At 67.2% G+C, this 22,604-nt stretch carries 22 protein-coding genes; 19 read left to right on the top strand and 3 right to left on the bottom strand.

Annotation, left to right across the window (positions count from 1 at the left end; translation table 11 throughout):
• Nucleotides 1-173: 173 nt before the first annotated feature.
• The 4 genes from NF699_19340 to NF699_19325 all read left to right on the top strand — a co-directional run bounded on the left by NF699_19340 (nucleotide 174) and on the right by NF699_19325 (nucleotide 5,397).
• Nucleotides 174-1,199 (top strand): quinone-dependent dihydroorotate dehydrogenase, encoded by a 1,026-nt coding sequence (locus NF699_19340; GenBank protein ID USU05153.1) that lies wholly within the window; start codon nucleotides 174-176, stop codon nucleotides 1,197-1,199.
• Between the two features lie 142 nt (nucleotides 1,200-1,341).
• On the top strand, nucleotides 1,342-2,994 hold the full coding sequence (gene ggt, locus NF699_19335; protein USU07155.1) for a gamma-glutamyltransferase: 1,653 nt from the start codon (nucleotides 1,342-1,344) through the stop codon (nucleotides 2,992-2,994).
• Between the two features lie 42 nt (nucleotides 2,995-3,036).
• Complete coding sequence (locus NF699_19330) at nucleotides 3,037-4,839, top strand: AMP-dependent synthetase/ligase (GenBank protein ID USU05152.1); 1,803 nt, start codon at nucleotides 3,037-3,039, stop codon at nucleotides 4,837-4,839.
• A gap of 183 nt (nucleotides 4,840-5,022) precedes the next feature.
• Complete coding sequence (locus NF699_19325; protein ID USU05151.1) at nucleotides 5,023-5,397, top strand: DUF559 domain-containing protein; 375 nt, start codon at nucleotides 5,023-5,025, stop codon at nucleotides 5,395-5,397.
• A gap of 133 nt (nucleotides 5,398-5,530) precedes the next feature.
• Here NF699_19325 and NF699_19320 read toward each other — a convergent pair whose 3' ends face one another.
• Nucleotides 5,531-8,392, bottom strand: coding sequence for an insulinase family protein (locus NF699_19320; GenBank protein USU05150.1), 2,862 nt, complete (start codon nucleotides 8,390-8,392; stop codon nucleotides 5,531-5,533).
• A 189-nt stretch (nucleotides 8,393-8,581) separates the two neighbouring features.
• On the opposite strand from NF699_19320, the gene NF699_19315 reads away from it, so the two are divergent.
• From NF699_19315 to NF699_19285, 7 genes are all read left to right on the top strand, one after another.
• Entirely contained in the window at nucleotides 8,582-9,433 is an 852-nt protein-coding gene (locus tag NF699_19315) for an aspartyl/asparaginyl beta-hydroxylase domain-containing protein (protein ID USU05149.1), read from the top strand.
• Nucleotides 9,434-9,540: 107 nt separating this feature from the next.
• Nucleotides 9,541-10,116 carry a NifU family protein gene (locus NF699_19310; protein USU05148.1) on the top strand — a complete coding sequence of 192 codons (576 nt, stop codon included), beginning with the start codon at nucleotides 9,541-9,543 and terminating at the stop codon, nucleotides 10,114-10,116.
• Complete coding sequence (locus tag NF699_19305; GenBank protein USU05147.1) at nucleotides 10,116-10,709, top strand: malonic semialdehyde reductase; 594 nt, start codon at nucleotides 10,116-10,118, stop codon at nucleotides 10,707-10,709. The genes NF699_19310 and NF699_19305 overlap by 1 nt, the downstream gene beginning before the upstream one ends.
• Nucleotides 10,710-10,829: 120 nt before the next feature.
• The gene (gene tsaB / locus NF699_19300; protein USU05146.1) at nucleotides 10,830-11,489 is read left to right on the top strand and encodes a tRNA (adenosine(37)-N6)-threonylcarbamoyltransferase complex dimerization subunit type 1 TsaB; all 660 of its coding nucleotides are present in this window, start codon (nucleotides 10,830-10,832) and stop codon (nucleotides 11,487-11,489) included.
• Nucleotides 11,489-11,956 (top strand): GNAT family N-acetyltransferase, encoded by a 468-nt coding sequence (locus NF699_19295; GenBank protein USU05145.1) that lies wholly within the window; start codon nucleotides 11,489-11,491, stop codon nucleotides 11,954-11,956. The genes tsaB and NF699_19295 overlap by 1 nt, the downstream gene beginning before the upstream one ends.
• A 58-nt stretch (nucleotides 11,957-12,014) precedes the next feature.
• A complete protein-coding gene (locus NF699_19290) occupies nucleotides 12,015-12,437 on the top strand; it encodes a transcriptional repressor (GenBank protein USU05144.1) in 423 nt (140 codons plus the stop codon).
• A gap of 25 nt (nucleotides 12,438-12,462) precedes the next feature.
• Nucleotides 12,463-13,200 (top strand): 1-acyl-sn-glycerol-3-phosphate acyltransferase, encoded by a 738-nt coding sequence (locus NF699_19285; GenBank protein ID USU05143.1) that lies wholly within the window; start codon nucleotides 12,463-12,465, stop codon nucleotides 13,198-13,200.
• Here the strand turns inward: NF699_19285 and NF699_19280 are convergent.
• Together NF699_19280 and NF699_19275 are read right to left on the bottom strand one after the other, a co-directional pair.
• A complete protein-coding gene (locus NF699_19280; protein ID USU05142.1) occupies nucleotides 13,173-13,970 on the bottom strand; it encodes a MipA/OmpV family protein in 798 nt (265 codons plus the stop codon). The two genes, NF699_19285 and NF699_19280, sit on opposite strands and share 28 nt — an antisense overlap.
• 54 nt (nucleotides 13,971-14,024) lie before the next feature.
• A complete protein-coding gene (locus NF699_19275; protein ID USU05141.1) occupies nucleotides 14,025-15,014 on the bottom strand; it encodes a hypothetical protein in 990 nt (329 codons plus the stop codon).
• Between the two features lie 83 nt (nucleotides 15,015-15,097).
• Between NF699_19275 and miaB the strand changes: the two genes are divergently transcribed.
• The 8 genes from miaB (at nucleotide 15,098) to katG (ending at nucleotide 22,472) form a co-directional block, all read left to right on the top strand.
• A complete protein-coding gene (miaB, locus tag NF699_19270; protein USU05140.1) occupies nucleotides 15,098-16,438 on the top strand; it encodes a tRNA (N6-isopentenyl adenosine(37)-C2)-methylthiotransferase MiaB in 1,341 nt (446 codons plus the stop codon).
• An 83-nt stretch (nucleotides 16,439-16,521) separates the two neighbouring features.
• Nucleotides 16,522-17,520, top strand: coding sequence for a PhoH family protein (locus tag NF699_19265; GenBank protein ID USU05139.1), 999 nt, complete (start codon nucleotides 16,522-16,524; stop codon nucleotides 17,518-17,520).
• Between the two features lie 49 nt (nucleotides 17,521-17,569).
• Nucleotides 17,570-17,818 carry a type II toxin-antitoxin system VapB family antitoxin gene (locus tag NF699_19260; protein USU05138.1) on the top strand — a complete coding sequence of 83 codons (249 nt, stop codon included), beginning with the start codon at nucleotides 17,570-17,572 and terminating at the stop codon, nucleotides 17,816-17,818.
• The gene (locus NF699_19255; protein USU05137.1) at nucleotides 17,815-18,210 is read left to right on the top strand and encodes a type II toxin-antitoxin system VapC family toxin; all 396 of its coding nucleotides are present in this window, start codon (nucleotides 17,815-17,817) and stop codon (nucleotides 18,208-18,210) included. The genes NF699_19260 and NF699_19255 overlap by 4 nt, the downstream gene beginning before the upstream one ends.
• Entirely contained in the window at nucleotides 18,207-18,719 is a 513-nt protein-coding gene (gene ybeY / locus NF699_19250; GenBank protein USU05136.1) for an rRNA maturation RNase YbeY, read from the top strand. Before NF699_19255 ends, ybeY begins: the two co-directional genes overlap by 4 nt.
• Nucleotides 18,720-18,729: 10 nt before the next feature.
• Entirely contained in the window at nucleotides 18,730-19,638 is a 909-nt protein-coding gene (locus tag NF699_19245) for a hemolysin family protein (GenBank protein ID USU05135.1), read from the top strand.
• Nucleotides 19,639-19,797: 159 nt separating this feature from the next.
• On the top strand, nucleotides 19,798-20,121 hold the full coding sequence (locus NF699_19240; GenBank protein USU05134.1) for a hypothetical protein: 324 nt from the start codon (nucleotides 19,798-19,800) through the stop codon (nucleotides 20,119-20,121).
• A gap of 122 nt (nucleotides 20,122-20,243) precedes the next feature.
• Nucleotides 20,244-22,472 carry a catalase/peroxidase HPI gene (gene katG / locus NF699_19235; GenBank protein USU05133.1) on the top strand — a complete coding sequence of 743 codons (2,229 nt, stop codon included), beginning with the start codon at nucleotides 20,244-20,246 and terminating at the stop codon, nucleotides 22,470-22,472.
• Nucleotides 22,473-22,604: the final 132 nt, after the last annotated feature.

The following is a 22,604-nucleotide window of genomic DNA, read 5'->3' as shown; positions in this document are numbered from 1 at the left end:
ATCTACCTTACCATCCGTCATCCCGGCGCACGCCGGGACCCATGGATGCGATCGGCCGGCGGTACGTCCATCAGCAGCCGAGTGCGTCCATGGGTCCCGGCGTTCGCCGGAATGACGGTTTGGAAAGCAGGCGAGCTTTGACCTGCACACATCGTGATGCGATGGGCAGCCACATGTCCTATCCCCTCCGCCCCCTGCTGTTCGCCCTCGATGCGGAGCGTGCGCATGCGCTTACCCTGAAGGCGCTGGGCGTGCGGGCGAAGCTCCCCTACCCTGCGACCAAGCTGAACCCGCGGCTCGCCACCCGCATCGGCAGCCTCTCCTTTGCCAATCCGTTGGGCGTGGCGGCGGGGCTCGACAAGGATGGGGTGGCGATCGAGGGGTTGTTCGGGCTGGGCTTCGGCGCGGTGGAGATGGGGACGCTGACGCCCCTGCCCCAGAGCGGCAATGCCAAGCCGCGGCTGTTCCGGCTGGTGGCGGATCGCGCGGTGATCAACCGGATGGGATTCAACAATGGCGGTCTGGAGGCCGGGCTGGCGCGGGCGCGCATCGCGGCGCGGGGAACGGGGCGGCTCGGGATCAACGTCGGCGCCAACAAGGATGCCACCGACCGCGTCGCCGACTATGTCGCGGGGGTGAGCGCCGCCGCGCCGATCGCCGACTACGTCACGATCAACATATCCTCGCCCAACACGCCGGGGTTGCGCGACCTGCAGCATGGTCCGGCGCTCGACGAACTGCTGGCGGCCTGCACCGGGGCGCGGGGCGACACGCCACTGTTCCTGAAGGTGGCGCCCGATCTCGACGCCACGGCGATCGACGGCGTGGTGCGGGCGGCGATCGGCAACCGGATCGATGCGATCATCATGGGTAATACGACGATCTCGCGACCTGCGTTGCGATCTGCGCAGGCTGGCGAGACCGGGGGCCTGTCGGGCGCACCGCTCGCCGCGCTCGCACGGCAGCGGCTGGCGGATGTCCGCGGCGCATCCGGCGGCGCGATCGCGCTGATCGCGGCGGGCGGGATCGATAGCGGTGCGGAAGCCTATGCCCGCATCCGTGCGGGCGCGAGTCTGGTGCAAGTCTATTCGGCGTTGGTGTTCGAGGGGCCGGGACTGGCGCGATGCATCCTGCACGACCTCGACCGGCTGCTGGCGCGCGACGGATTTACGGATGTCGCGCAGGCCGTGGCGGCGTAACGGGTTGCCCTCGGCCGGGTAGCCGTTAGGCTTTGCGGCGATGAAGACCCTGTCGATCGCCCTCGCCGCCGCGACGCTGCCGCTCACCGCCTGCGCGGCGCAAACCAGACATCCCACGCCGGTGTCCACCAGAGCCCCCGGCATGGTCAGCGCCGCCGATCCGCGCGCGTCGGCGGCGGGCGTCGAGATCCTGAAGGCCGGCGGCAGCGCGACCGATGCCGCGATCGCGACGATGCTGGCGTTGAACGTGGTCGAACCGCAAAGCTCGGGCCTAGGCGGCGGCAGTTTCTGGGTTCGCCATGCCGCGAAGACCGGCAAGGTCACGACGATCGACGCACGCGAAACCGCGCCGGCCGCCGCCGACGCCCGCTGGTTCTATGCCGCCGATGGCACCCCGATGAGCCGGCGGGATGCCGTGCCCGGTGGCCGCAGCGTCGGCGTGCCTGGCGCTCTGCGCGGCATGGCGCTGGCGCATCGACAGGCCGGCAAGCTGCCATGGGCGAAGTTGTTCGAACCCGCGATCCGGCTGGCGCGCGACGGATTTCGGGCGACGCCCCGTTTTCGCAATTCCGTCGCCGCCTATGGCACGCATCTGACGCCCGATGCGCGGACGGTGTTCACCATCCCCGCGGACGGCATCATGCGCAATCCGGCGCAGGCCGCGCTGCTCGAGCGGATCGCCCGTCAGGGTCCGGACAGCTTCTACGTCGGACCGCAGGCGCAGAAGCTGGTCGCGACGGTCAACGGCGCGGCGCACAACCCGTCGAAGATGACTACGGGCGACCTCGCCAGCTATGACGCCAAGCCGCGTGACGTGATCTGCGAGCCGTATCGCAGCTATCGTATCTGCGGCATGGGACCGCCGTCGTCGGGCGGGGTGACCGTGCTGATGATCCTGAAGCAGCTCGAACGGTTCGACATGGCAAAGCTGGGCAAGGCATCGCCGGTCGCGTGGCACCTGTTCGCCGAATCCTCGCGCCTCGCCTATGCCGATCGCAATATGTACGTCGGCGATCCCGATTTCGTGGCGGTGCCGATCAAGGGCATGCTTGATCCGACATATCTGGCGTCGCGATCGGCGCTGATCTCGGAAAGCACGACTTTGGCGAGCGTCACCGCCGGCACCCCGCCGGGCGCTCCGGCCCGTACGTCTGCGCCGGTCAGCGAGGTCGCGGGCACCACCGACCTCGCCGTGGCCGACCGCGACGGCAACGTGGTCGAGGTGACGACGACGGTGGAGGGGCCGTTCGGATCGGGGCTGGTGATGGACGGCACCGTCCTCAACAACGAGCTGACCGATTTCGATATCGTACCCTTTGCCAAAGAGGGGAACGGGGCCGGCTATCTGGTCGCCAACCGGGTGGAAGGCGGCAAGCGGCCGCGGTCGTCCATGGCCCCGACGATCGTCTACAATGCCGACGGCAGCGTCCGGCTGGCCTTGGGCGCGGCAGGCGGATCGACGATCATAGCGCAGATCGCCAAGGCGCTGGTCGGCGTACTCGACTGGAATCTGTCGGCGCAGGACGCGATCGCGCTCGGGCTGGTGTATGCGCCGGGTCCGGGGGCGACGCTGGAGACCGGATCGTCCGCCGTCGCCCTGCAGGCGGGGCTGACCGCCCTCGGCGAGCAAGTGCAGGTCGCGCCGATGGGGCTTAAGGCGAATGCGATCGAATGGCGTCAGGGCCGCTGGATCGGTGCCGCCGACCCGCGCAGCGAGGGCGTGGCGATCGGCGAGGACGGCAGCGTCAGCGACGTGACGCGGATGGCGCCGGTCGCCAATCGCCCTTCGGAATGAATGACGGCGGGCCACGAGCATCGCCGCGACAGGAGAGACACGATGAGCAGCACCCCGGCACGCAGCCTGGAACACTTCCCCAACCTCGTGACGATGTTCTTCACGCGCGCGCGGGAGAAGGGTGACGCGCCGTTCCTGTGGACCAAGACCAGCGGCACGTGGACGGCGACGAGCTGGGCGGAGGCGGCGCGGCAGGTCGCGAGCCTCGCCGCCGGGCTGAAGGCGATCGGCATCAAGCCGGGCGACCGGGTGATGCTGGTGAGCGAGAACCGGCCGGAATGGTGCATAAGCGACCTCGCCATCATGGCGGCGGGCGCGATCACCGTGCCGACCTACATCACCAATACCGAGCGCGATCACACCCACATCATCGCCGATTCGGGTGCGTGCGCGATCATCGTGTCGACCGAGAAGCTGGCCAAGACGCTGCTGACCGCGGTGCTGCGATCGAACCGCGGCCAGACGGTGATCGGTATCGATGCGATGCGCGCGCCGCAGGGCGGGGTCGACTTCCACGACTGGCGGACGCTGATCGCGGATCATCCGGCCGACCCGGCGGAGGCCGAGGCGGCAGCGACGTTCCAGCGCGGCGACCTTGCCTGCATCATCTACACCAGCGGCACCGGCGGCGCGCCGCGCGGGGTGATGCAGCATCACGGCGCGATCCTGCACAACGTCAAGGGCTGCGCGACCGTCATCTCCGAGGATTTCGGCTGGGACGACGAGGTGTTCCTGTCGTTCCTGCCCCTGTCCCACGCCTATGAGCACACCGGCGGGCAGCATTTCCCGATCGGGTTGGGCGGGCAGATCTATTATGCCGAAGGTCTCGACAAGCTGGCGGCGAATATCGAGGAGGTGCGGCCGACGATCATGTTCGTCGTGCCTCGCCTGTTCGAAGTGCTGCGCACGCGGATCAGCAAGGCGATCGAGAAACAGGGCGGCATGTCGTCCTATCTGCTGGCCAAGGCGCTCGACGTCGGTGCGAAGGAGAATGACGCGCGGGTGCGGCTGATCGACCGGCCCGCGCAATTGCTGGTGCGTACGCTGTTCAAGCCGAAGATCGCGAAGAAGTTCGGCGGGCGGATGAAGGCGATGGTGTCGGGCGGCGCGCCGCTGACGCCGGAGGTCGGGCTGTTCTTCCAGTCGCTCGGCGTCACCTTCCTGCAAGGCTATGGCCAGACCGAGGCGGCGCCGGTGATCTCGTGCAACCGGCCCAGCGCGGGCATCCGGATGGATTCGGTCGGGCCGGCGCTGATCGATACCGAAGTCAGGATCGCGCCCGACGGCGAGATCCTGGTGCGCGGCGAGCTGGTGATGCACGGCTATTGGCGCAACGAGGCGGAAACCGCGCGGGTGCTGAAGGACGGCTGGCTGCACACCGGCGACATCGGCGAGATCGACAGCGCCGGTCGGATCAGGATTACCGACCGCAAGAAGGACCTGATCATCAACGACAAGGGCGACAATGTCGCGCCGCAGAAGGTCGAGGGGATGCTGACGCTGCAACCCGAGATCGTGCAGGCGATGATCGCCGGCGATCGTCGGCCGTATATGGTGGCGCTGGTGGTGCCCGACCCCGACTGGACGCAGGAATGGTGCGCGGCGAACGGCACGTCGTGCAAGTTCGAGCGACTGGCGGAGAACAGCGCCTACCGCACCGCGATCGGCCAGGCGATCGAGCGGGTGAACAAGGACCTGTCGGTCACCGAGCGCATCCGGCGGTTCGTGCTGGCTGACGCGCCGTTCGGAATCGAGAACGAGCAGCTGACGCCGAGTTTGAAGATACGCCGACATGTGATCCGGGGGGTTTACGGCGAGCGGCTGGACGCTTTGTACAAGGGGTGAGCGGGTAAGGGATGAGGCGAGGGTTCATCGGCTTGAGGGATTGAGCTGAGAGCTCATCGCCTACCTCCCCCTCCGTCACGCCTTCGGCGCGCCACCTCCCCCTCGCGGGGGAGGACTGATCTTAATTCCTCCCCCGCGAGGGGGAGGTGGCGCCGCGTAGCGGTGACGGAGGGGGAGGCAGGGTTGGAGCTGGGTGGCTCGAAGCGGAACCTCGATCAAGCGAAACGTCTGAGGCGCGAACTGACGCTGCCGGAGATCGTGCTGTGGCGGGAGTTACGGAAGCTGGACGTCCGCTTTCGCAAGCAGGTGCCTGCCGATCCGTACGTGCTGGATTTCTACTGCGCCAAAGCCCGGCTGGTGATCGAAGTGGACGGCGAGGCACATGGTCGCGGCGATCGGCCCGCGCGCGATGCACGTCGGGATGCGTGGCTGGCCGCGAAGGACATTCTTACGTTGCGAATCAGCGCCACGGATGTCCTGCGCAATCTCGATGGCGTGATGCAGCATATCGTCACGGAACTCGGCGCCCGCGGAGGCGCCCCCTCCACCACCGGCTAGCGCCGGCGGTCCCCCTCCCCCGCTAAAGCGAGGGAGGACTTCGAGGTCATTCCTCCCCCGCGAGGGGGAGGTGGCACCGCGTAGCGGTGACGGAGGGGGAGGTCAGCGGCGCACCTCGCACCCTCATCGCCCCTCACTTCTTCTTCGGCAGCACCGCCAGCGTCCAGTCCTTCTCCGGCACCAGATACTTCGCTGCGGTCGCTTGCAGCACTGCGGGCGTCACGTCGCCGAAGTCGCGGCCGATGCGGCGCGTCGCGTCCAGCTTCCGGTCGTCGTAGGCGCCGCCGGACAGCTCGCGCAGCCAGAACAGGCTGCTGGTCGCGGCGCGGGCGTAGACCTGTTGCAGCGGACCCTTCACGCGGGCGAGTTCGTCGTCGCTGACCGGGTTCTTGGCGAGGTCCGCCGCGATCTCGCGCGACAGGCGGAAGAACAGATCGACGTTGGCGGGTGCGACCTGGCTGACCGCCATCAGGCGGCCGCCGCCGGGCAAGCCCTTCGGCCAGCTGCTCGCGACGCCGGGGCTGTAGCTCGCGCCTGCGGCCTGCCGCATCCGTTCGAACAGGCGATCGCTGAACACCTGCGCCAGCACGTCGAGGCGTCGCGCTTCGGCGATATCGGCCATACCGGCGCCGGTCGGCCACGCGATCACGGCGCTCGCCTGATTGTCCGGGCCGTTGTGATAGCGCAGGACCGGCGTCGAATTGTGCGCGGGGAAGCGCACCGGCGGCGGCGTGGTCGCCGGTGCGGTGCGTGCAGGGATCGCGCCGAGGCTCTTCGCCACCGCCGCGACCGCCTCTTCCGCCTTGACGTCGCCGAACACGTCGACCTCGATCGGGCCGCTGGCGAGCAGAGGCGACCAGAACGACTGGAAGCTCTTCGGCGTCAAGGCATTCACCGCCTTGGCATCGGGCGTCGCCCAGCGCGGATCGCCGGCGTGCAGCAGGCCCTCCAGATCGCGCGACAGCACCCCGTCCGCCGATGAATCATAGCCGGGGATCGCGGTCAGCGCCGCCGACTTCGCGCGGGCCACCGGTGCCGGGTCCCAGCGCGGATGGGCAAGCTTGGCGGCGATCAGCGTCAGTTCGTCGGCATAATCCTTGGGGCTGCTGAGCGCGGCGACCGAGAAGGTATCCTCGTCGATACCGAAATCGAGGCCGAGCTGACGGCCGGCAGTCAGCTGGTCGAGGTCGTCCTGACCCAGATTGCCGATCCCACTTTCCATCAGCGCGAGATCGCCGGCCCATGCCGGGCTCGGCCTGTTCGCGGGCAAGCCGTTATAGCCGTTGCCGAACCGTACCCGCACGAAGACGCGACCGGTGTCGTCGGCATTGGGGAAAAGCAGCATGCGGACGCCGTTGGAGAAGACGATCTTCTCGACCGGCAACCCCTCGATCGGGGTGCGCGTGACCACGGTGCCGGGCGTGCCGAGCGCCGGCAGCTTGCTGAAATCGACCGCCGCCTGATTGGCGCGCTTGATCGTCAGCGTCGATACGTCGGCCTTCAGCGCGGCCGCGAGTTTCTCCGCCGTGCCCTTTTCCGCGGTGCGCGTATTGACGAGGGCGCGGGTCGCCGTGCCCTCGAACAGTTTCTTCGACGAGGCAAAGACCGAGTCGGGGTTGAACATCCCCTTCTGCTTGGCCTCGGTCAGGATCGCGTAGGAGTTTTCCGGCGCGGTCACCGTTTCGCGGATGTCGAGCGCGCCGGCCATGTCGTCGGCCTGCTTGGCGCTCGCCTCGACCCGCGCGGTTTCGACGCCGTTGCGGATCGCAACCTCGTAATCGGCATATTCGCGGTCGATCTCCGCCTGCGTCGGCGGCGAGTTCTGCGCATCGGCGATCACCGCGCGCACGTCCTTCAGCGCCTGTTCCCACTGATCGCCCACCGGCAGGATCAGGACCGTCGTCATGTTCGCCGAGCGTGACCGGTCGTCGAGGTCGACGCCCGCCTGCACGAAGCTCGCACCGGCGCGCGCGCGGCGTTCGAGGCGGCGGCTGATCACCTTCGCCGCGATCGTGTCGACCATCCGCTTCTGGTTGAATAGCCTGGTGTCGTCATTGTACTGCCACGGTCGCACCACGCCCATCATGACGAGCGGGGGCAGGCCGGGTTCGACCAGCGTCGCGGACGTCGGCTGTTGCGACGACGGCTTGCCGAAATCGGGCGCCGGGCTGGTCTGGCCGTTGCCCTTCCAGTCGGCGAAATGTTTGGTGACGAGCTGTCCCAGCGTGGCGGCATCCATGTCGCCCGAGATGATGACGACCGCGTTTTCCGGACGATACCAGCGATCGTGGAACGCCTTCACGCTGGCGCCGTTCGCCGCCTCCAGCGTCTCCACGGTGCCGATCGGCGAGCGGGTGGCGAGCGGTTGTCCGGCAAAGAACAGTCCGTTCATCGCGTCCTGCAACTTGACCTGCGGACCCGGCTGTTCGCGGCGTTCGGCGAGCACGATCGGGCGTTCGGCGGAAACGGCGGCATCGGTCAGCACCGGCGCGGCCATCATCCCGGACAGGATCTTCAGGCTTTCGTCGACCGTCTGGTTCGTCGCGGACGGCAGATCGAGCTTGTACAGCGTCTGCGTCGGCGTGGTCGATGCGTTGCTGTCGGACCCGAAGGTCGCGCCGAACCGCTGCCACACCCGCTTCGCCTCGCCATCGGGCACATATTCCGACCCGCGGAACGACAGATGCTCGATGAAATGCGCGAAGCCGCGCTCGCTGTCCTTCTCGTTGAGCGAGCCCGCGTCGATGCGGACGCGGATCGACACCTGCCCCGGCGGCACACCGTTCTTGCGCACGGCATAGCGCAGGCCGTTCGGCAGCGTGCCGAACACCCACGCCGGATCGTGCGGCAGGTCGCTGCCCTTGTAGAGCCATGCGGTGGGATCGACCTTGACGGCGGACGCCTGGACCGGTGCGGGAGCCCTGGTCTGGGCAAGGACCGTCGTGGACATGGCCACGACGAGAACGGGCGCGAACGCGCGGGGGAAGAACGCCATAGACCCCGCATGTAGCGCCTGCCGCCCGCCGCCGCCACCCGATCCCTGTCACGATGCCCGTGATCGCGGCAACGGATCGCCCCAATCCCCCCGTTTCGGTCATCATTTTGCCCCAGCCGGCGCTTAGCTGACCGATCCAGAACATGGCCGGACGCATGATTTCGGCTCGACTCGGTGATGGTGCGTGTGATGACGGTCGGAACGAAGCAAGCGGCGCCCGCAATGTGGCGGCAATCGGGCGAGGCGCCCTGCCCCGCCCGCATGGTGCCGGATCACGCCGTGGTGTCCGGCGCGTCGTCCGCGCCGATGGCGGCGGAGCGTGGCCGTCCACTCATCATCCGGATCGGCAAGCATTTGCGCGGCGCTTTCGACCGGCTGATCGCGTCGTCGTCGCTGGTTGCCAACGATCCGGTACTCGACGTCCGCGACTTCGCCTGGACCGCGCTGCTCCGCGAATCGTGGGAGGACATCCGCGACGAGGCGATCGCCGTGACCCGTGGCGAGGCGGCGCCCAGCCTTGCCACGATCTCGCCCGACCACCGCTCGATCGCCGAGGTCGGCAAGTGGCGCTCGTTCTTCCTGTGGGGCTACGGCTATCCGATCGACGACAACCTGGCCCGCTGCCCGCGGACGCAGGCGCTGGTCGAGCGTATTCCGGGACTTAACAGCGCGTTCTTCTCGATCCTCGCGCCCGGCACGCACATCCCGGCACACCGCGGCGTGACCAAGGGGCTCATCACCTGTCACCTGGGCCTGATCGTGCCGCGCGACGGCGACGTCCGGATGCGGGTAGCCGATCGTGTCGTCCGCTGGGCGGAGGGCGAGACGCTCGTCTTCGACGACACCTATGATCACGAGGTTTGGAACGACACCGCAGGCACGCGCGTGGTGTTGCTGGTGCAGTTCGAGCGGCCGTTGCGCAATCCGGGCAAATGGTTTGCGGATTTCTTTCTGGGGTTCGTACGGAGGTCGGCGTTCGTACAGGAAGCGCGCGAGAATATCGCCAGCTGGAATGCGGCGGTGAAAGGGCTGGAGGCCTAACCCCCTTCATTCCTCACCCGCCGGAGGGAGGAATGGGTTGCACCCGGAAACAATCCCTTTCCCGGTCGGCGCTTGATCCACCGGTCGCCACGGTCCACATGGCAGGCATGCTGATCGAGACCGAAACCACCCCCAATCCGGCGACCCTCAAGTTCTTGCCGGGCCGGATCGTCATGGACGCCGGGACGCGCGATTTCGCGACGCCGGAGGAAGCAGACGCGAGTCCGCTCGCCGAGATGCTGTTCGCGCTCGGCGACGTGACCGGCGTGTTCTTCGGCCGGGACTTCGTGTCGGTCACCGCCGCGCCGGGCGTCGAATGGCACAGCCTGAAGCCCGACGTGCTCGCCATCCTGCTCGACCATTTCGCTGCGAACATGCCGCTGTTCCGTCAGGGTAGCGCCGGCTTCAGCGTGCCGGGTGCGGAAGAGGAGGTCACTACCGACGATCCCGCCGACGCCGAGATCATCGCCCAGATCCGCGAACTGATCGACACGCGCGTGCGCCCGGCGGTGGCGAACGACGGCGGCGATATCGTCTATCGCGGCTTCGACAAGGGCAAGGTGTTCCTGCGGATGCAGGGCGCGTGTGCCGGCTGCCCGTCGTCGAGCGCGACGCTGAAGAGCGGCATCGAGCAGCTACTGAAATACTATGTCCCCGAAGTCACCGAAGTGAGGGCCGTCTGATGCCGGATGTGTTGAACGACGAAGCGCTCGATCGCATCTTCCGCACCGCGCGCAGCTATAACGGCTATACCGACCGCCCGGTGGCGGAGGAACAGCTGCACGCGATCTGGGACCTGATGAAATGGGGGCCGACATCGGCGAACCAGCTGCCAGCACGGCTGATCTGGTGCGTCAGCGAAGAGGCGAAGGCGAAGCTCGCCGCCTGTACGTCGGCGCAGAACCAGCCCAAGATCCTGAAGGCCCCGGTCAGCGTCATCATCGCGATGGACGTCGAGTTTCACGAGCATCTGCCAGAGCTGTTTCCGCATACCGATGCCAAGGCATGGTTCGACGGCAATACCGAATTGCGTGAAGCATCGGCATTCCGCAATTCGACTCTGCAGGGTGCCTATTTCATCATCGCCGCGCGCGCACTCGGGCTGGATACCGGCCCGATGTCCGGTTTCGACCAGGGCGCCGTCGACAAGGCGTTCCTTGCCGACCGGCCGGGGGTGCGGACCAACTTCATCTCGACGCTGGGCTATGGTGACCCGGCGAGCGTGTACGATCGCCTGCCCCGGCCGTCGTTCGCGAAGTTCAATACGATCGCCTGACGGTTCCCCGTCACTCCGGATGGGTTCCGGGGTGACGCGCGGCGTCGCCCGCTGCGCGATCGCACATCACCCGCTTGTGTCCCCTCGCCGCCTGTCGCAAAGCGGGTGCCAGCCAAGTCTATGACCGACAACCCTTCCCCCCGCACGCTCGTGATCGATACCGCGACCGCCGCTTGCTCGGTCGCGCTGATCGAGGGGGGCGTGGTCATCGCCGCCGCGCACCGCGAAGTCGGTCGGGGTCATGCCGAACAATTGCTGCCGATGATCGCGGATCTGCCCGATGGCGGTCGCGCCGCGCATATTCTGGTCGATGTCGGCCCGGGCAGCTTCACCGGCCTGCGCGTCGGTATCGCCGCTGCCCGTGGCCTCGCCCTTGGCTGGGACGCGGACGTGCATGGCTATTCCAGCCTCTCGCTGATCGCCGCCGCCGCCTTCGCCGCCGGAGAGGGCCGTGATATCGCCGTCATGCTGGAAGGCGGGCATGGCGAGGTGTTCATGCAAGCCTTCGCCCCCGGCGCCGTCCCGCTCGACACGCTGGCCTCGCGCAAGCCGGAGGCCGCGATCGAAGCGCTCGCCGGGCGTCATCCGGTGGGTAACGGCGTCCGCTGGCTGCAACAGGTCGCGCCCGACCTTGCCGGTACGCCGGCCCTGCCGAACGCTGCCGACGCTTTGCTGCTACCGGATGCGCTGGCCACGCTGCCGCCCCGTCCGCTCTATGGTCGCGCACCCGATGCGAAGCTGCCCGGCGGCAAGCCGCCCGCTGCCGGCGTTGTGGCCTGATGGCGACGCGTCAGGTCCTGCTGCGTACCGGCGATGCGCGCGACGCCGCCATCGTCGATACGCTGATGGTCGCCGCGTTCGACCCGCGGTACGGCGAGGCGTGGACGCGCAACCAGTGCATGGGCGTGCTCGCAATGCCCGGCGTGCGCCTGACGCTGGCGTTCGTCGACGACCGGGCCGCGGGCTTCGCGATGGTACGCAGCGTCGCGGACGAAGCGGAACTGTTGTTGCTGGCGGTCGATCCCGCATGCCGTCGCCGCGGCATCGCCACCGCGCTGTTGCGCGCGGTCATCGCCGAAGCGCAGGCGGGCGGCATCGTCGATCTGCATCTTGAGGTGCGTGCGGGCAACGAGGCGATGAAGCTGTACGTCGCGCAGGGCTTCGCCAAGGTGGGCGAGCGGCGGGGCTATTATCGCGGCAAGACCGGACAGGTGTTCGACGCCCATACCTATCGCCGCGCCGTTTAGCGCTTGTTGCGAGTCGGTTTCGCTTTTCGCAACAAGCCTCCTGCACTACATCATGCGGATGCCCCGCAAGATCGATCTCGAAGCCCTCTGCAACCAGAAGGGCCTGCGCATCACCGAGCAGCGTCGCGTCATCGCACGCGTGCTGTCCGAAGCCGAAGACCATCCCGATGTCGAGAAGGTCTATGAGCGCGCCTCGGCGATCGATCCGGGTATCTCGATCGCCACCGTCTATCGCACGGTGCGGCTGTTCGAAGAGGCGGGAATCCTCGACCGCCACGATTTCGGCGACGGTCGCGCCCGCTACGAACCCTCTCCGGAGGCGCATCACGATCACCTGATCGACGTAGAGACCGGCAAGGTGATCGAGTTCGTCGATCCGGAACTGGAGCAACTGCAAAAAGCGATCGCGGAAAAGCTGGGCTTCCGCCTCGTCGATCACCGCATGGAGCTGTACGGCGTCAGCCTCGACCGCAAGCAGTGATCCGCGCGCGGGTGGCGTCGGATTGATGGCGAACCTGCGGCTTGCTGCCCGGCTGCTGGCGCTGGTGCTGGCGTTGCTCGGGGCGCTTTGCATGCATGGGCTGTGGCGGCTGCTGCGCCTGCAATCGCCGTGGCCGCGGTTGTTTCTCGGGCTGGTCGCGCGGATCGCCGGCGCGCGGGTGCGGGTGATCGGCGTGCCGTTGCGCCGCGATGTCGTATTCCTCGCCAATCACCTGAGCTGGATCGACATCCTGGCGATTGCGGGGGCGACCGGCAGTAGCTTCGTCGCCAAGGGCGAATTGCGGCATGTGCCGCTGGTCGGCTGGCTGTGCACGCTGAACCGTACGATCTTCGTCAGTCGGGACGACCGGTTGCAGGTATCCGCGCAGATCGCCCGCCTGCGCGAGGCGTTGGGCGCAAGCCGGGCAGTGACCATCTTTCCCGAAGGCACCACCGGCGACGGCGTCACCCTGCTGCCGTTCAAGGCGGCGCTATTGGCCGCGCTCGATCCGCCGCCGGCGGGCGTGCGGGTGCAGCCGATGCGCGTCGATTATGGTACGGCGACGGACGATCTCGCCTGGGTGGGCGACGAGCCGGGGCAGTCGCATGCACTGCGGGTACTGCGGCGGCGCGGAACGTTCGCGGTGACGCTGCACGCGCTCGCCCCGTTCGATCCGGCCGAAGCCGGCAATCGCAAGGCGATCGCCTCACAAGCACGCGCCGCGATCGAGAACGCTCAGTCGACCCCGGCACCGAAAGTATAGGTCAGCGCCACGCCGCCCGACAGCTGGTTGCGCGATCCGAACGCACGCACCACCGGCGATCGACCAGCGTCGTCCACCAGCCGGTCGTATTTGGCATAGCCATATGCGCCCCAGCGCGGCGTGAGCTGGCGCAGCAGCCCGGCCGTCGCCCCGACCGCCTGTATACCGCTGCCCGCGCGGAACGCCGGCAGGCCGGAACGCACCGCGTCGACGGGCGCGATGCCGAAATAGGCGCGATTGTAGCGGCCGTTCGACACGGTGACCCGCGGCCCGATCGAGAACAGCCAACGGTCGCCATCGCGCGCGATATAGTCGCCGCCGACCACACCGATCAGACCCTTGTGGCCACCGATCCCATGACGCACTTCCGCCCGCAGACGGACGGCGTCGGTCACCGCATATTGCGCGAAGCCGCCCAGTTCGACAGTAAAGCCGACCTTGGGCAGCGCACCGCCCACGTCGCGGCTGCGTCGCTTCCCTTCGAAACCGATCGCGGGACCGAACTGGAAGCGGCCATCGCGGATCACCGGGAAGCCGGCGCTTTCATCGGGCGCCTCGAACGCGAAAGGCGTGTCGCCGCTGGTCCGCGATACGTCGACAAACGGACGCAGGCCGAGCGAATCGGATCCGGGATACCTCGGGACCAGTTGCGGCCCCAGCGTGACGCGCGTGCGGCGCGGTTCGCGCGGCGCGTCCTGCGCGGCGGCGGGCAGGATACCGCAACCGGCAGCGGCCAGCAGGGCAAAAGCGATCGGGCGATATGTCGTCATGCCGATGACGGTACAGGATTTCGCCGGCTTGGCGAGCGGGAAGCGCGGGTCGTGTCACTCGGTGCCATGGGCCGCAACCGGAACGAGCAGATCGACGCGGCGATTGACGCAGGCCAGCGCCGCCGTGGGTTCGTCATGACCATCGTGGACGCATGCCCGCACCATCGCGCAGCCGATCCGGTCGAGCCGCGGATCGCCGCTGGAAATATCGGTGTGACACCACCGCAAAGCCCGTCCGGTGCTCGCGTAGTGTAGCCGCAATTTGCGCAGTTTGCGGGCGATCACGACGATGTCGTCTGCCTGTTCGGCCGCGACGGAAGGCGCCGGTGGCGGTGCCTTTGCGGGCTCAATCGTGGAGAATTCGGCCGCGGGCTGGTGATCGGGTTCGCTCGGCAGCGGGCCGGTCGGAATGCCGTCCTGCTGGGATGCCGGCGCGGCCAAAGTGGCACCCGGACAATCGCCGACCCGCCTGCCCTCTACCGCCCAGCGCGCGCTCGACAGGGTTTCGCCCTGAAAACTCGCCTTCTGGCGATATCGCGCCGCCAGCGTCGTCTCGGCGATCCGGGCATTCAGGCGCGTGTCGTCCGAAATGAGTCCCCATGTGCCCATGTGGCTGCAATGGCGGCTGCCGCTGACCCGATTGCTGGTGATCGACAGGCCGAAGCGCGAACAGCTCTGCGCGCCATCGAACATCGCCTCCGCGCCAATCAATTGATCGACGATCGCAGCCGTGTCGCCATCGCCGATACAGCGAGTCCAGGTGGTGCCGAGCCGCGGCGGCGACGCCATCCGCTGTCCGGGCTGCGCTTCGGTGACGCGCATTCCCGACTGGAACGTCCACAATCCTGCGATCATGCGCGGTGTTCCGCCATTGACGATGATGTCGGGTCCCGAAGGCGTCGGCACCTTCGGGGCGCGTTGCGCCCACAGGCCGGCGGAAAGGCCGATCGCGATCGTCAGGACCACGCCATGTACCATCCGGCTGTTCATCGGCTCCTCCTGCGTCGACGCGGTATCGTTCCACGATTCGATGCGGCAGGCCATGCGTTTCGTGGCCGATCGAAGCATGAGGCCGGGTCCTGGCAGAACGCTGGTCCCCGGCCGCCGCATCCTGTATGCGCCCGCGCATGACTGTTGCGGACACCCCCAGGACCGGCCCGAAAACCTTTCACGTCAAATCGTTCGGCTGCCAGATGAACGTCTACGACGGCGAGCGCATGGCCGAATTGATGGCGGCGGATGGCATGACCGCAACGGATGATGCGGGCGCCGCCGACCTCGTCGTGCTCAACACCTGCCACATCCGCGAACGCGCGACAGAAAAAGTCTATTCGGATATCGGCCGGTTGCGAAAGGACGCGCGGCGCGCCGATCGCGCCGCCCCGATGATCGCAGTCGCCGGTTGCGTCGCGCAGGCGGAGGGCGACGAGATCGTCCGCCGCGCCAGGGTCGACGTCGTCGTCGGTCCGCAGGCCTATCACAACCTGCCGCACCTGGTCGCGCAGGCCGCGTCCGGCACCCCCAGCCTCGATACCGACATGCCGCTGCTGTCGAAGTTCGGTAGCCTGCCGGCCCGCCGCAAGGTCGGGCCGTCCGCGTTTCTGACGGTGCAGGAAGGGTGCGACAAATTCTGCACCTATTGCGTCGTCCCCTACACCCGCGGTGCGGAGGTCAGTCGTCCGTTCGCGGCGATCGTCGACGAGGCGAAGGCGCTGGTCGATGCCGGCGCGCGCGAGATCACGCTGCTGGGCCAGAACGTCAATGCATGGTCCGATGACGGTCGCGGGCTGCACGACCTGATCCGGGTGCTCGATCGCATTCCCGGCCTCGTCCGCATCCGCTACACCACCAGCCATCCCAACGACATGGCGCAAGGACTGATCGAGGCGCACGGTGAAGTCGAGAGCCTGATGCCGTTCCTCCATCTGCCGGTTCAGGCGGGCAGCGACCGCGTCCTGAAGGCGATGAACCGCAACCACGACACCGCGAGCTACCTCCGCCTCCTCGACCGCGTGCGCGCGGTGCGGCCGGACATCGCGCTGTCGGGCGACTTCATCGTCGGCTTCCCCGGCGAAACCGAGGCGGAGTTCGCCGAGACAATCGCGCTGGTCGATGCGGTCGGCTATGCCCAGGCCTATTCGTTCAAATACAGCCCCCGCCCCGGCACGCCCGCCGCCGACATGGCCGGCGCGGTGCCGGCGGAGGTGATGGACGAGCGGCTCCAGCGGTTGCAGGCGGCGCTGGGTCGCGACCAGCAGGCATTCAATCAGGCAAGCGTCGGCCGCACCTGCGACGTGCTGATCGAACGCCGCGGCAAGCTGCCCGGCCAGATGCTCGGCAAGTCGCCCTGGCTGCAATCGGTCCACCTGATGACCGATGCGGTGATCGGCGATCTGGTCACGGTGGAACTGCTGTCGGCAGGTCCGGTATCGATGGCGGGCGCGGAACGCATGCGCGCCGCGGCCTGATCGACCGCAGTCGTTTTGCGGCTTTCCTTTCGAGGGTACGCATCCCACATTCCTGTCATGCCATCACGGCATGAAAGGACCGCATGAGTCGCAAGCCCGTCCCCGCCCGCTCCGGTGAACGCAGCCGGGCAGAGGTGTTGTTCGACAAACCCCAGTTGCTCGCCACATTGTTCGGGCAATACGACCAGAATCTGGTAGCGCTCGAAAACCGGCTGGGCGTCTACATCACCGCACGCGGCAATCGCGTCGGACTGGAAGGCACCGCCGAGAACGTCGCGCTCGCCCGCGACGTGTTGCAGGACCTCTACCACCGCATGCAGCGCGGTGAGGACATCGACACCGGCCTCGTCGATGCATCGATCGCCATGGCGTCCGAACCGACGCTCGCCGGGATCGTCAGCACCGAACACGGCGGCATGCCCTCGGTCATGATCCGCACGCGCAAGAAGACGATCGTGCCGCGCACCCCGGCGCAGGCGCATTACATGCGCGAACTCGCCACCAACGACATGATCTTCGCGCTCGGGCCGGCAGGTACGGGCAAGACCTATATCGCCGTCGCGCAGGCGGTGTCGCAGCTGATCACCGGCAGTGTCCAGCGGCTGATCCTGTCCCGCCCGGCGGTGGAGGCCGGCGAGAAGCTGGGCTTCCTGCCCGGCGATATGAAGGACAAGGTCGATCCGTACCTGCGGCCGCTGTACGACGCGCTCCACGACTGTCTGCCCGCCGAACAGGTCGAACGCCGCATCGCCAGCGGCGAGATCGAGATCGCACCCATCGCCTTCATGCGCGGCCGGACGCTGGCGGACGCGTTTGTGATCCTCGACGAGGCGCAGAACACCACCCCGGCGCAGATGAAGATGTTCCTCACCCGCTTCGGTCAGAACAGCCGGATGGTGATCTGCGGCGATCCGAACCAGACCGATCTGCCCGGCGGCGTCGGCGCATCTGGCCTCGCCGACGCGACCGTGCGGCTGGAAGGCGTGGAGGGCATTTCGATGACCCGCTTCACCACCGCCGACGTGGTGCGTCATCCGATCGTCGGTCGTATCGTCGAGGCGTATGAGGGGCTGAACGCTTGACGATCAGGTATATCCCAAATACGTTTCAGGGATATTGGCGAGGCGGATCATGGCATCGTTGTACGTAAAGGACGAAGAAGCGAATGCGCTGGCCACTCGGCTTGCTCGTCGTTTCGGCATCTCCAAAACGGCGGCGGTCAAGCGAGCGCTGGAGCGCGAACTTGCGCGCCAGGAGGCAACGGTGCCATTGCGCGAACGCATGGCGGCATGGCGCGAGGCGCATCTTCCGGGCGAACCGACAGGATTTAAGGCGGACAAGGCGTTCTACGATTCGCTGAACGACGAAGACGACGATTGACCATCTTCGTCGATGCATCGGCGATCGTTGCGATCGTTTATGGTGAACCGGAAGCAGATGCTTTCGCCGACGCGATCGAGCGGCACAACGACCGGTGTTATTGCGCGATAGGTGCGTGGGAAGCGACACGCGCGATCGCCAAGCTACGCGGGATCGGCCTGATGGAGGCTTACGCAACGGTGACGAATTTCGTCCAGGAAGCGGGCCTTCGCCTGGCCGCCATCGGTGCGCCTGAAAGCGAAGAGGCCATCATGGCGGCAGCCCGCTACGGCAAGGGCGTCCACCCCGCCCGGCTCAACATGGGCGATTGCTTCGCCTATGCCTGCGCCAAGGCCAGCGATGCTCACCTGCTCTACAAGGGCGACGATTTCTCGCAGACGGACCTCGCATGATCCACATCGAACTCACCCGCGAAGACCCGTGGCCGGCCGACACCGACTGGGACGCCCTCGCCGCCCGCGCCGCCCGCGCCGCGATCGAGCGGACGCCGCACGGCGAACTCATCACCACCGCCGCTGCGGTCGAGATCAGCATCCGCCTGACCTCCGACGACGAGGTCCACCAGCTCAACGCGCAATACCGGCAGAAGGACAAGCCCACCAACGTCCTGTCCTTCCCGATGGTGCAGGCCGATCTGCTCGCCACCGTCAGCCAGAACAGCGATGATGGCGAACTGCTGCTCGGCGACATCGTCCTGGCCCATGGCGTCTGCGTGCGCGAGGCGATGGAAAAGGGTGTCGACGTCGCCGAACACGCCACGCATCTGCTGGTGCATGGCACGCTGCATCTGCTAGGCTATGACCACATGGGGGACGAGGAAGCCGACAGCATGGAGGAGATCGAGCGTCAGGCGCTCGCCAGCCTCGGCATCGCGGACCCCTATTCTGTACGAGAGGACTGACACGGCCGCCATGGCAGACGACCGAAGTAGCGCCGGCAACGGCGACTCCAGCGAATCCAACATCTGGCGCGGGCTGAAGCATCTGATCTTCGGCGGCGCGCAGGAAGAATCCCTCCGCGACCAGCTGGAGGACGCGATCGACCGGCACGAGGACGATCCCGCGCCCGATGCCAAGGGCGACCTGACCCCGCTCGAACGGCAGATGGTGCGCAACCTGCTGCACTTCGGCGAACGCGACGCCGGCGACGTCGGCGTACCCCGTGCGGACATCATCGCGGTGGAGGAAGGAACCACCTTCGCCCACCTCGTCCAGATCTTCGCCGAGGCCGGACACAGCCGCCTGCCCGTCTATCGCGGCGCGCTGGATACGATCATCGGCATGGTCCACATCAAGGATGTCTTCAACATTCTGGCGACCGGAGCGGAGCATCCGGCGGATCTGTCCGGCCTGATCCGCGACCCGCTGTACGTTCCGATGTCACGCGGCGCGCTCGACCTGCTCGCCGACATGCGCGCGAGCCACGTCCATCTGGCGGTCGTGCTCGACGAATATTCCGGGACCGAAGGCCTCGTCACGATCGAGGACCTGATCGAGGAAATCGTCGGCGAGATCGAGGACGAGCATGACGAGGCGCCCGAGGCGTTGCTGGTGCCGATCGACGGCGGCGCATGGGAGGCCGACGCCCGCGCGGAGCTCGAGGATGCCGCAAAGCTGATCGACCCGCGGCTGGGCGAAACCGAACACGACGTCGACACGCTAGGCGGCCTCGCCGCGGTGCTGGCCGGCCATGTTCCCGCGCGCGGCGAATGCGTCGATCACCCCAGCGGCTGGAAGCTGGAGGTGCTCGATTCCGACGAACGCCGCATCCATCGCCTCCGCCTGCACCCGCCGGTAGCACGCGAGGTCGAGGACGCCTGACGTCCATCGCGGGTTCATCCGGGTAGGGCATTCTATCGTCACAACGGGAGACGACCGATGCCGATGCCTCGCCCCAACCTCACCCTGCCGCCGGCTTCGCCGTCTTTTCCCTCTCCCACCGGGAGAGGGAAAACGGCGCATCGCGCCGAAAGGGGCTGGATGAGTGCGATCGCTATGTTGGTGATCGCCCTCCCCACACCCGCGACCGCACAGGCATGGAGCACCATCTCCAGCACGCCCGCCGGCCCATCGATCGAACGCCAGGTCAACCGAATACGGCAGGACATCCGCAACGGTCGCAAGGCTGGTCAGTTGTCCAGACGCGAGGCAAAAAATCTCCGCCGCACCGACGGGAACATCGACCTGCGCGCCGGCATGTACGCACAGAACGGCCTGACCGATTCGGAACGATCGTTCCTCGACAGCAACGCCGCCGCGCTGCGCAGCCAGGTCGTCGTCCAACGGTCGCAAACCAAACGCTGATCGTCGCATCCGATCACCACGTTCGTCATTTCGCGTTTCCTCGATCAGTCCGGCTGGAGTAGCTTTCCTGCAACACGGCGTCGGCATGACCGACCGCTGCGGCAACGCGAGGAGAGAGCGACATGGACGCGATTACCCAAGGCAGCCCGATCAACGATCCCAACAAGCAGCCGGCCGCGATGCGCCGTCTGCTCGGCCGCACCGCCAAGGATTGGTGGCCCGAATCGCTGTCGATCGAAATCCTTCATCAGAAGGGCGTCAGCGGCAACCCGATGGGCGACGACTTCGATTATCGCTCCGAATTCCTGACGCTCGACTACGACCAGCTCAAGGCCGACCTGACCGCGCTGATGACCGACAGCCAGCCGTGGTGGCCGGCGGATTACGGACATTATGGCCCGTTCTTCATCCGCATGGCGTGGCACTCGGCCGGCACCTATCGCACCGGCGACGGCCGCGGCGGCTCGTCGGCGGGCCAGCAGCGATTCGCCCCGCTCAATAGCTGGCCGGACAACGGCAATCTCGACAAGGCGCGCCGCCTGCTGTGGCCGATCAAGCAGAAATACGGCCGCAAGCTCAGCTGGGCGGACCTGTTCATCCTCGCGGGCAATGTCGCGATCGAATCGATGGGTGGACCGACGTTCGGCTTCTCCGGCGGGCGCGAGGACGTGTTCGAACCCGAGAAGGACGTGTACTGGGGCACCGAGGAGGAATGGCTCGGCCAGACCCGTATCGATGAGGAGGCCGGCCTTGCGCTCGAAAGCCCGCTCGCCGCGATCCAGCACGGCCTCATCTACGTGAACCCGGAGGGTCCGGGCGGCTGTCCGCATCCGCAGGGCTCGGCGCGCGACATGAAGGAAACCTTCGCGCGCATGGGCATGAACGACGAGGAGACCGTCGCGCTCACCGCCGGCGGCCACACCTTCGGCAAGGCGCACGGCGCGGGCGATCCGTCGCTGGTCGGCAAGGAGCCGGAGGGTTCGGACATTGCGTCGCAGGGCCTCGGTTGGACCTCGACGCATGAAAGCGGGATGGGCGATCACACGATCACCTCCGGCATCGAAGGCGCGTGGACGCCGACGCCGACGACATGGGACATGACCTATTTCGACATGCTGTTCGACCACGAATACGAGCTGGTGAAGAGCCCGGCGGGCGCACACCAGTGGCAGCCGGTCGGCAATCCCGACGACACGCTCGCACCCGCCGCACATACGGCCGGCAAGCGCGTGCCGACGATGATGACCACCGCCGACATGGCGCTGAAGGTCGATCCTGCCTACAATGCGATCTGCCAGAAATTCCGCGCCGATCCCGCCTCGTTCGCCGATGCGTGGGCGCGCGCGTGGTACAAGCTGACGCACCGCGACATGGGTCCGAAGATCCGCCTGATCGGCCCGGAAGTCCCGCAGGAAGAGCTGATCTGGCAGGATCCGATCCCGATCGCCGACTATCCGCAGGTCGAGGCCGGCGACGTCGCAGGCCTGAAGACCGCCATCGCGAACGCCGGACTGTCGGTCGAGGAACTGGTCACCACCGCATGGGCATCCGCCTCGACGTGGCGTGGGTCGGACCATCGCGGCGGTGCCAACGGCGCGCGCATCCGCTTCGCGCCGCAAAAGGACTGGGAGGTCAACCAGCCCGAACAGCTCGCCCGCGTGCTGGCGGTCTATGAGGGCATCAAGACCAACTTCGACCGGCAGGGTGCGAAGAAGGTGTCGATCGCCGACCTGATCGTGCTCGGCGGCTCGGTCGGGATCGAGGCGGCGGCGAAGGCGGCGGGTCACACGGTCGACGTGCCGTTCGAACCCGGCCGCACCGACGCCAGCGAGGCGCAGACCGAAACCGAAAGCTTCGACGTACTCGAACCGAAGGCCGACGGTTTCCGCAACTATCTGCAAGTCCGGTTCAACGTGCCGACTGAGGAGCTGCTGGTCGATCGTGCCCAGCTGCTCGGCCTGTCCGCACCCGACATGACGGTGCTAGTCGGCGGCCTGCGCGTCCTCGGCGCGAACCATGCCAAGGCAAAGCAGCACGGCGTCTTCACCGACCGTCCGGGCCAGCTGACCAACGACTTCTTCGTCAACCTGCTCGATATGGGTACCGCATGGAAGCAGGTCAGTGACGACAGCGACGAGGAATTCGTCGGCACCGATCGCCACACGCACGAACAGCGCTGGACCGCGTCGCGCACCGATCTGGTGTTCGGCTCCAACTCGCAATTGCGCGCGATCGCGGAAGTGTATGCGTGCGCGGATGCACAGGAGATGTTCGTCAAGCACTTCGTCAAGGCATGGACGAAGGTGATGAACGCCGATCGCTACGACCTTCTGATCGGCAGCCCGGCGTAGGCGGCGGCGGACGAGGAAGGGGCAACCGGTGAATGCCGGTTCCTCTTCCTCGCCGCGACCATGTATCCCCGCAAAAACGGGGACGCAGTGCTGGGCCCGCACCTTCGCGGGAGCACAAGCGGCGCTGGATGC

This window comes from Sphingomonadaceae bacterium OTU29LAMAA1 (genome assembly GCA_024072375.1).
GTDB lineage: Bacteria > Pseudomonadota > Alphaproteobacteria > Sphingomonadales > Sphingomonadaceae > Sphingomonas.
Note: the sequence above shows the minus strand (reverse complement) of the source record. Positions and strands in the feature narration are given on the sequence as shown.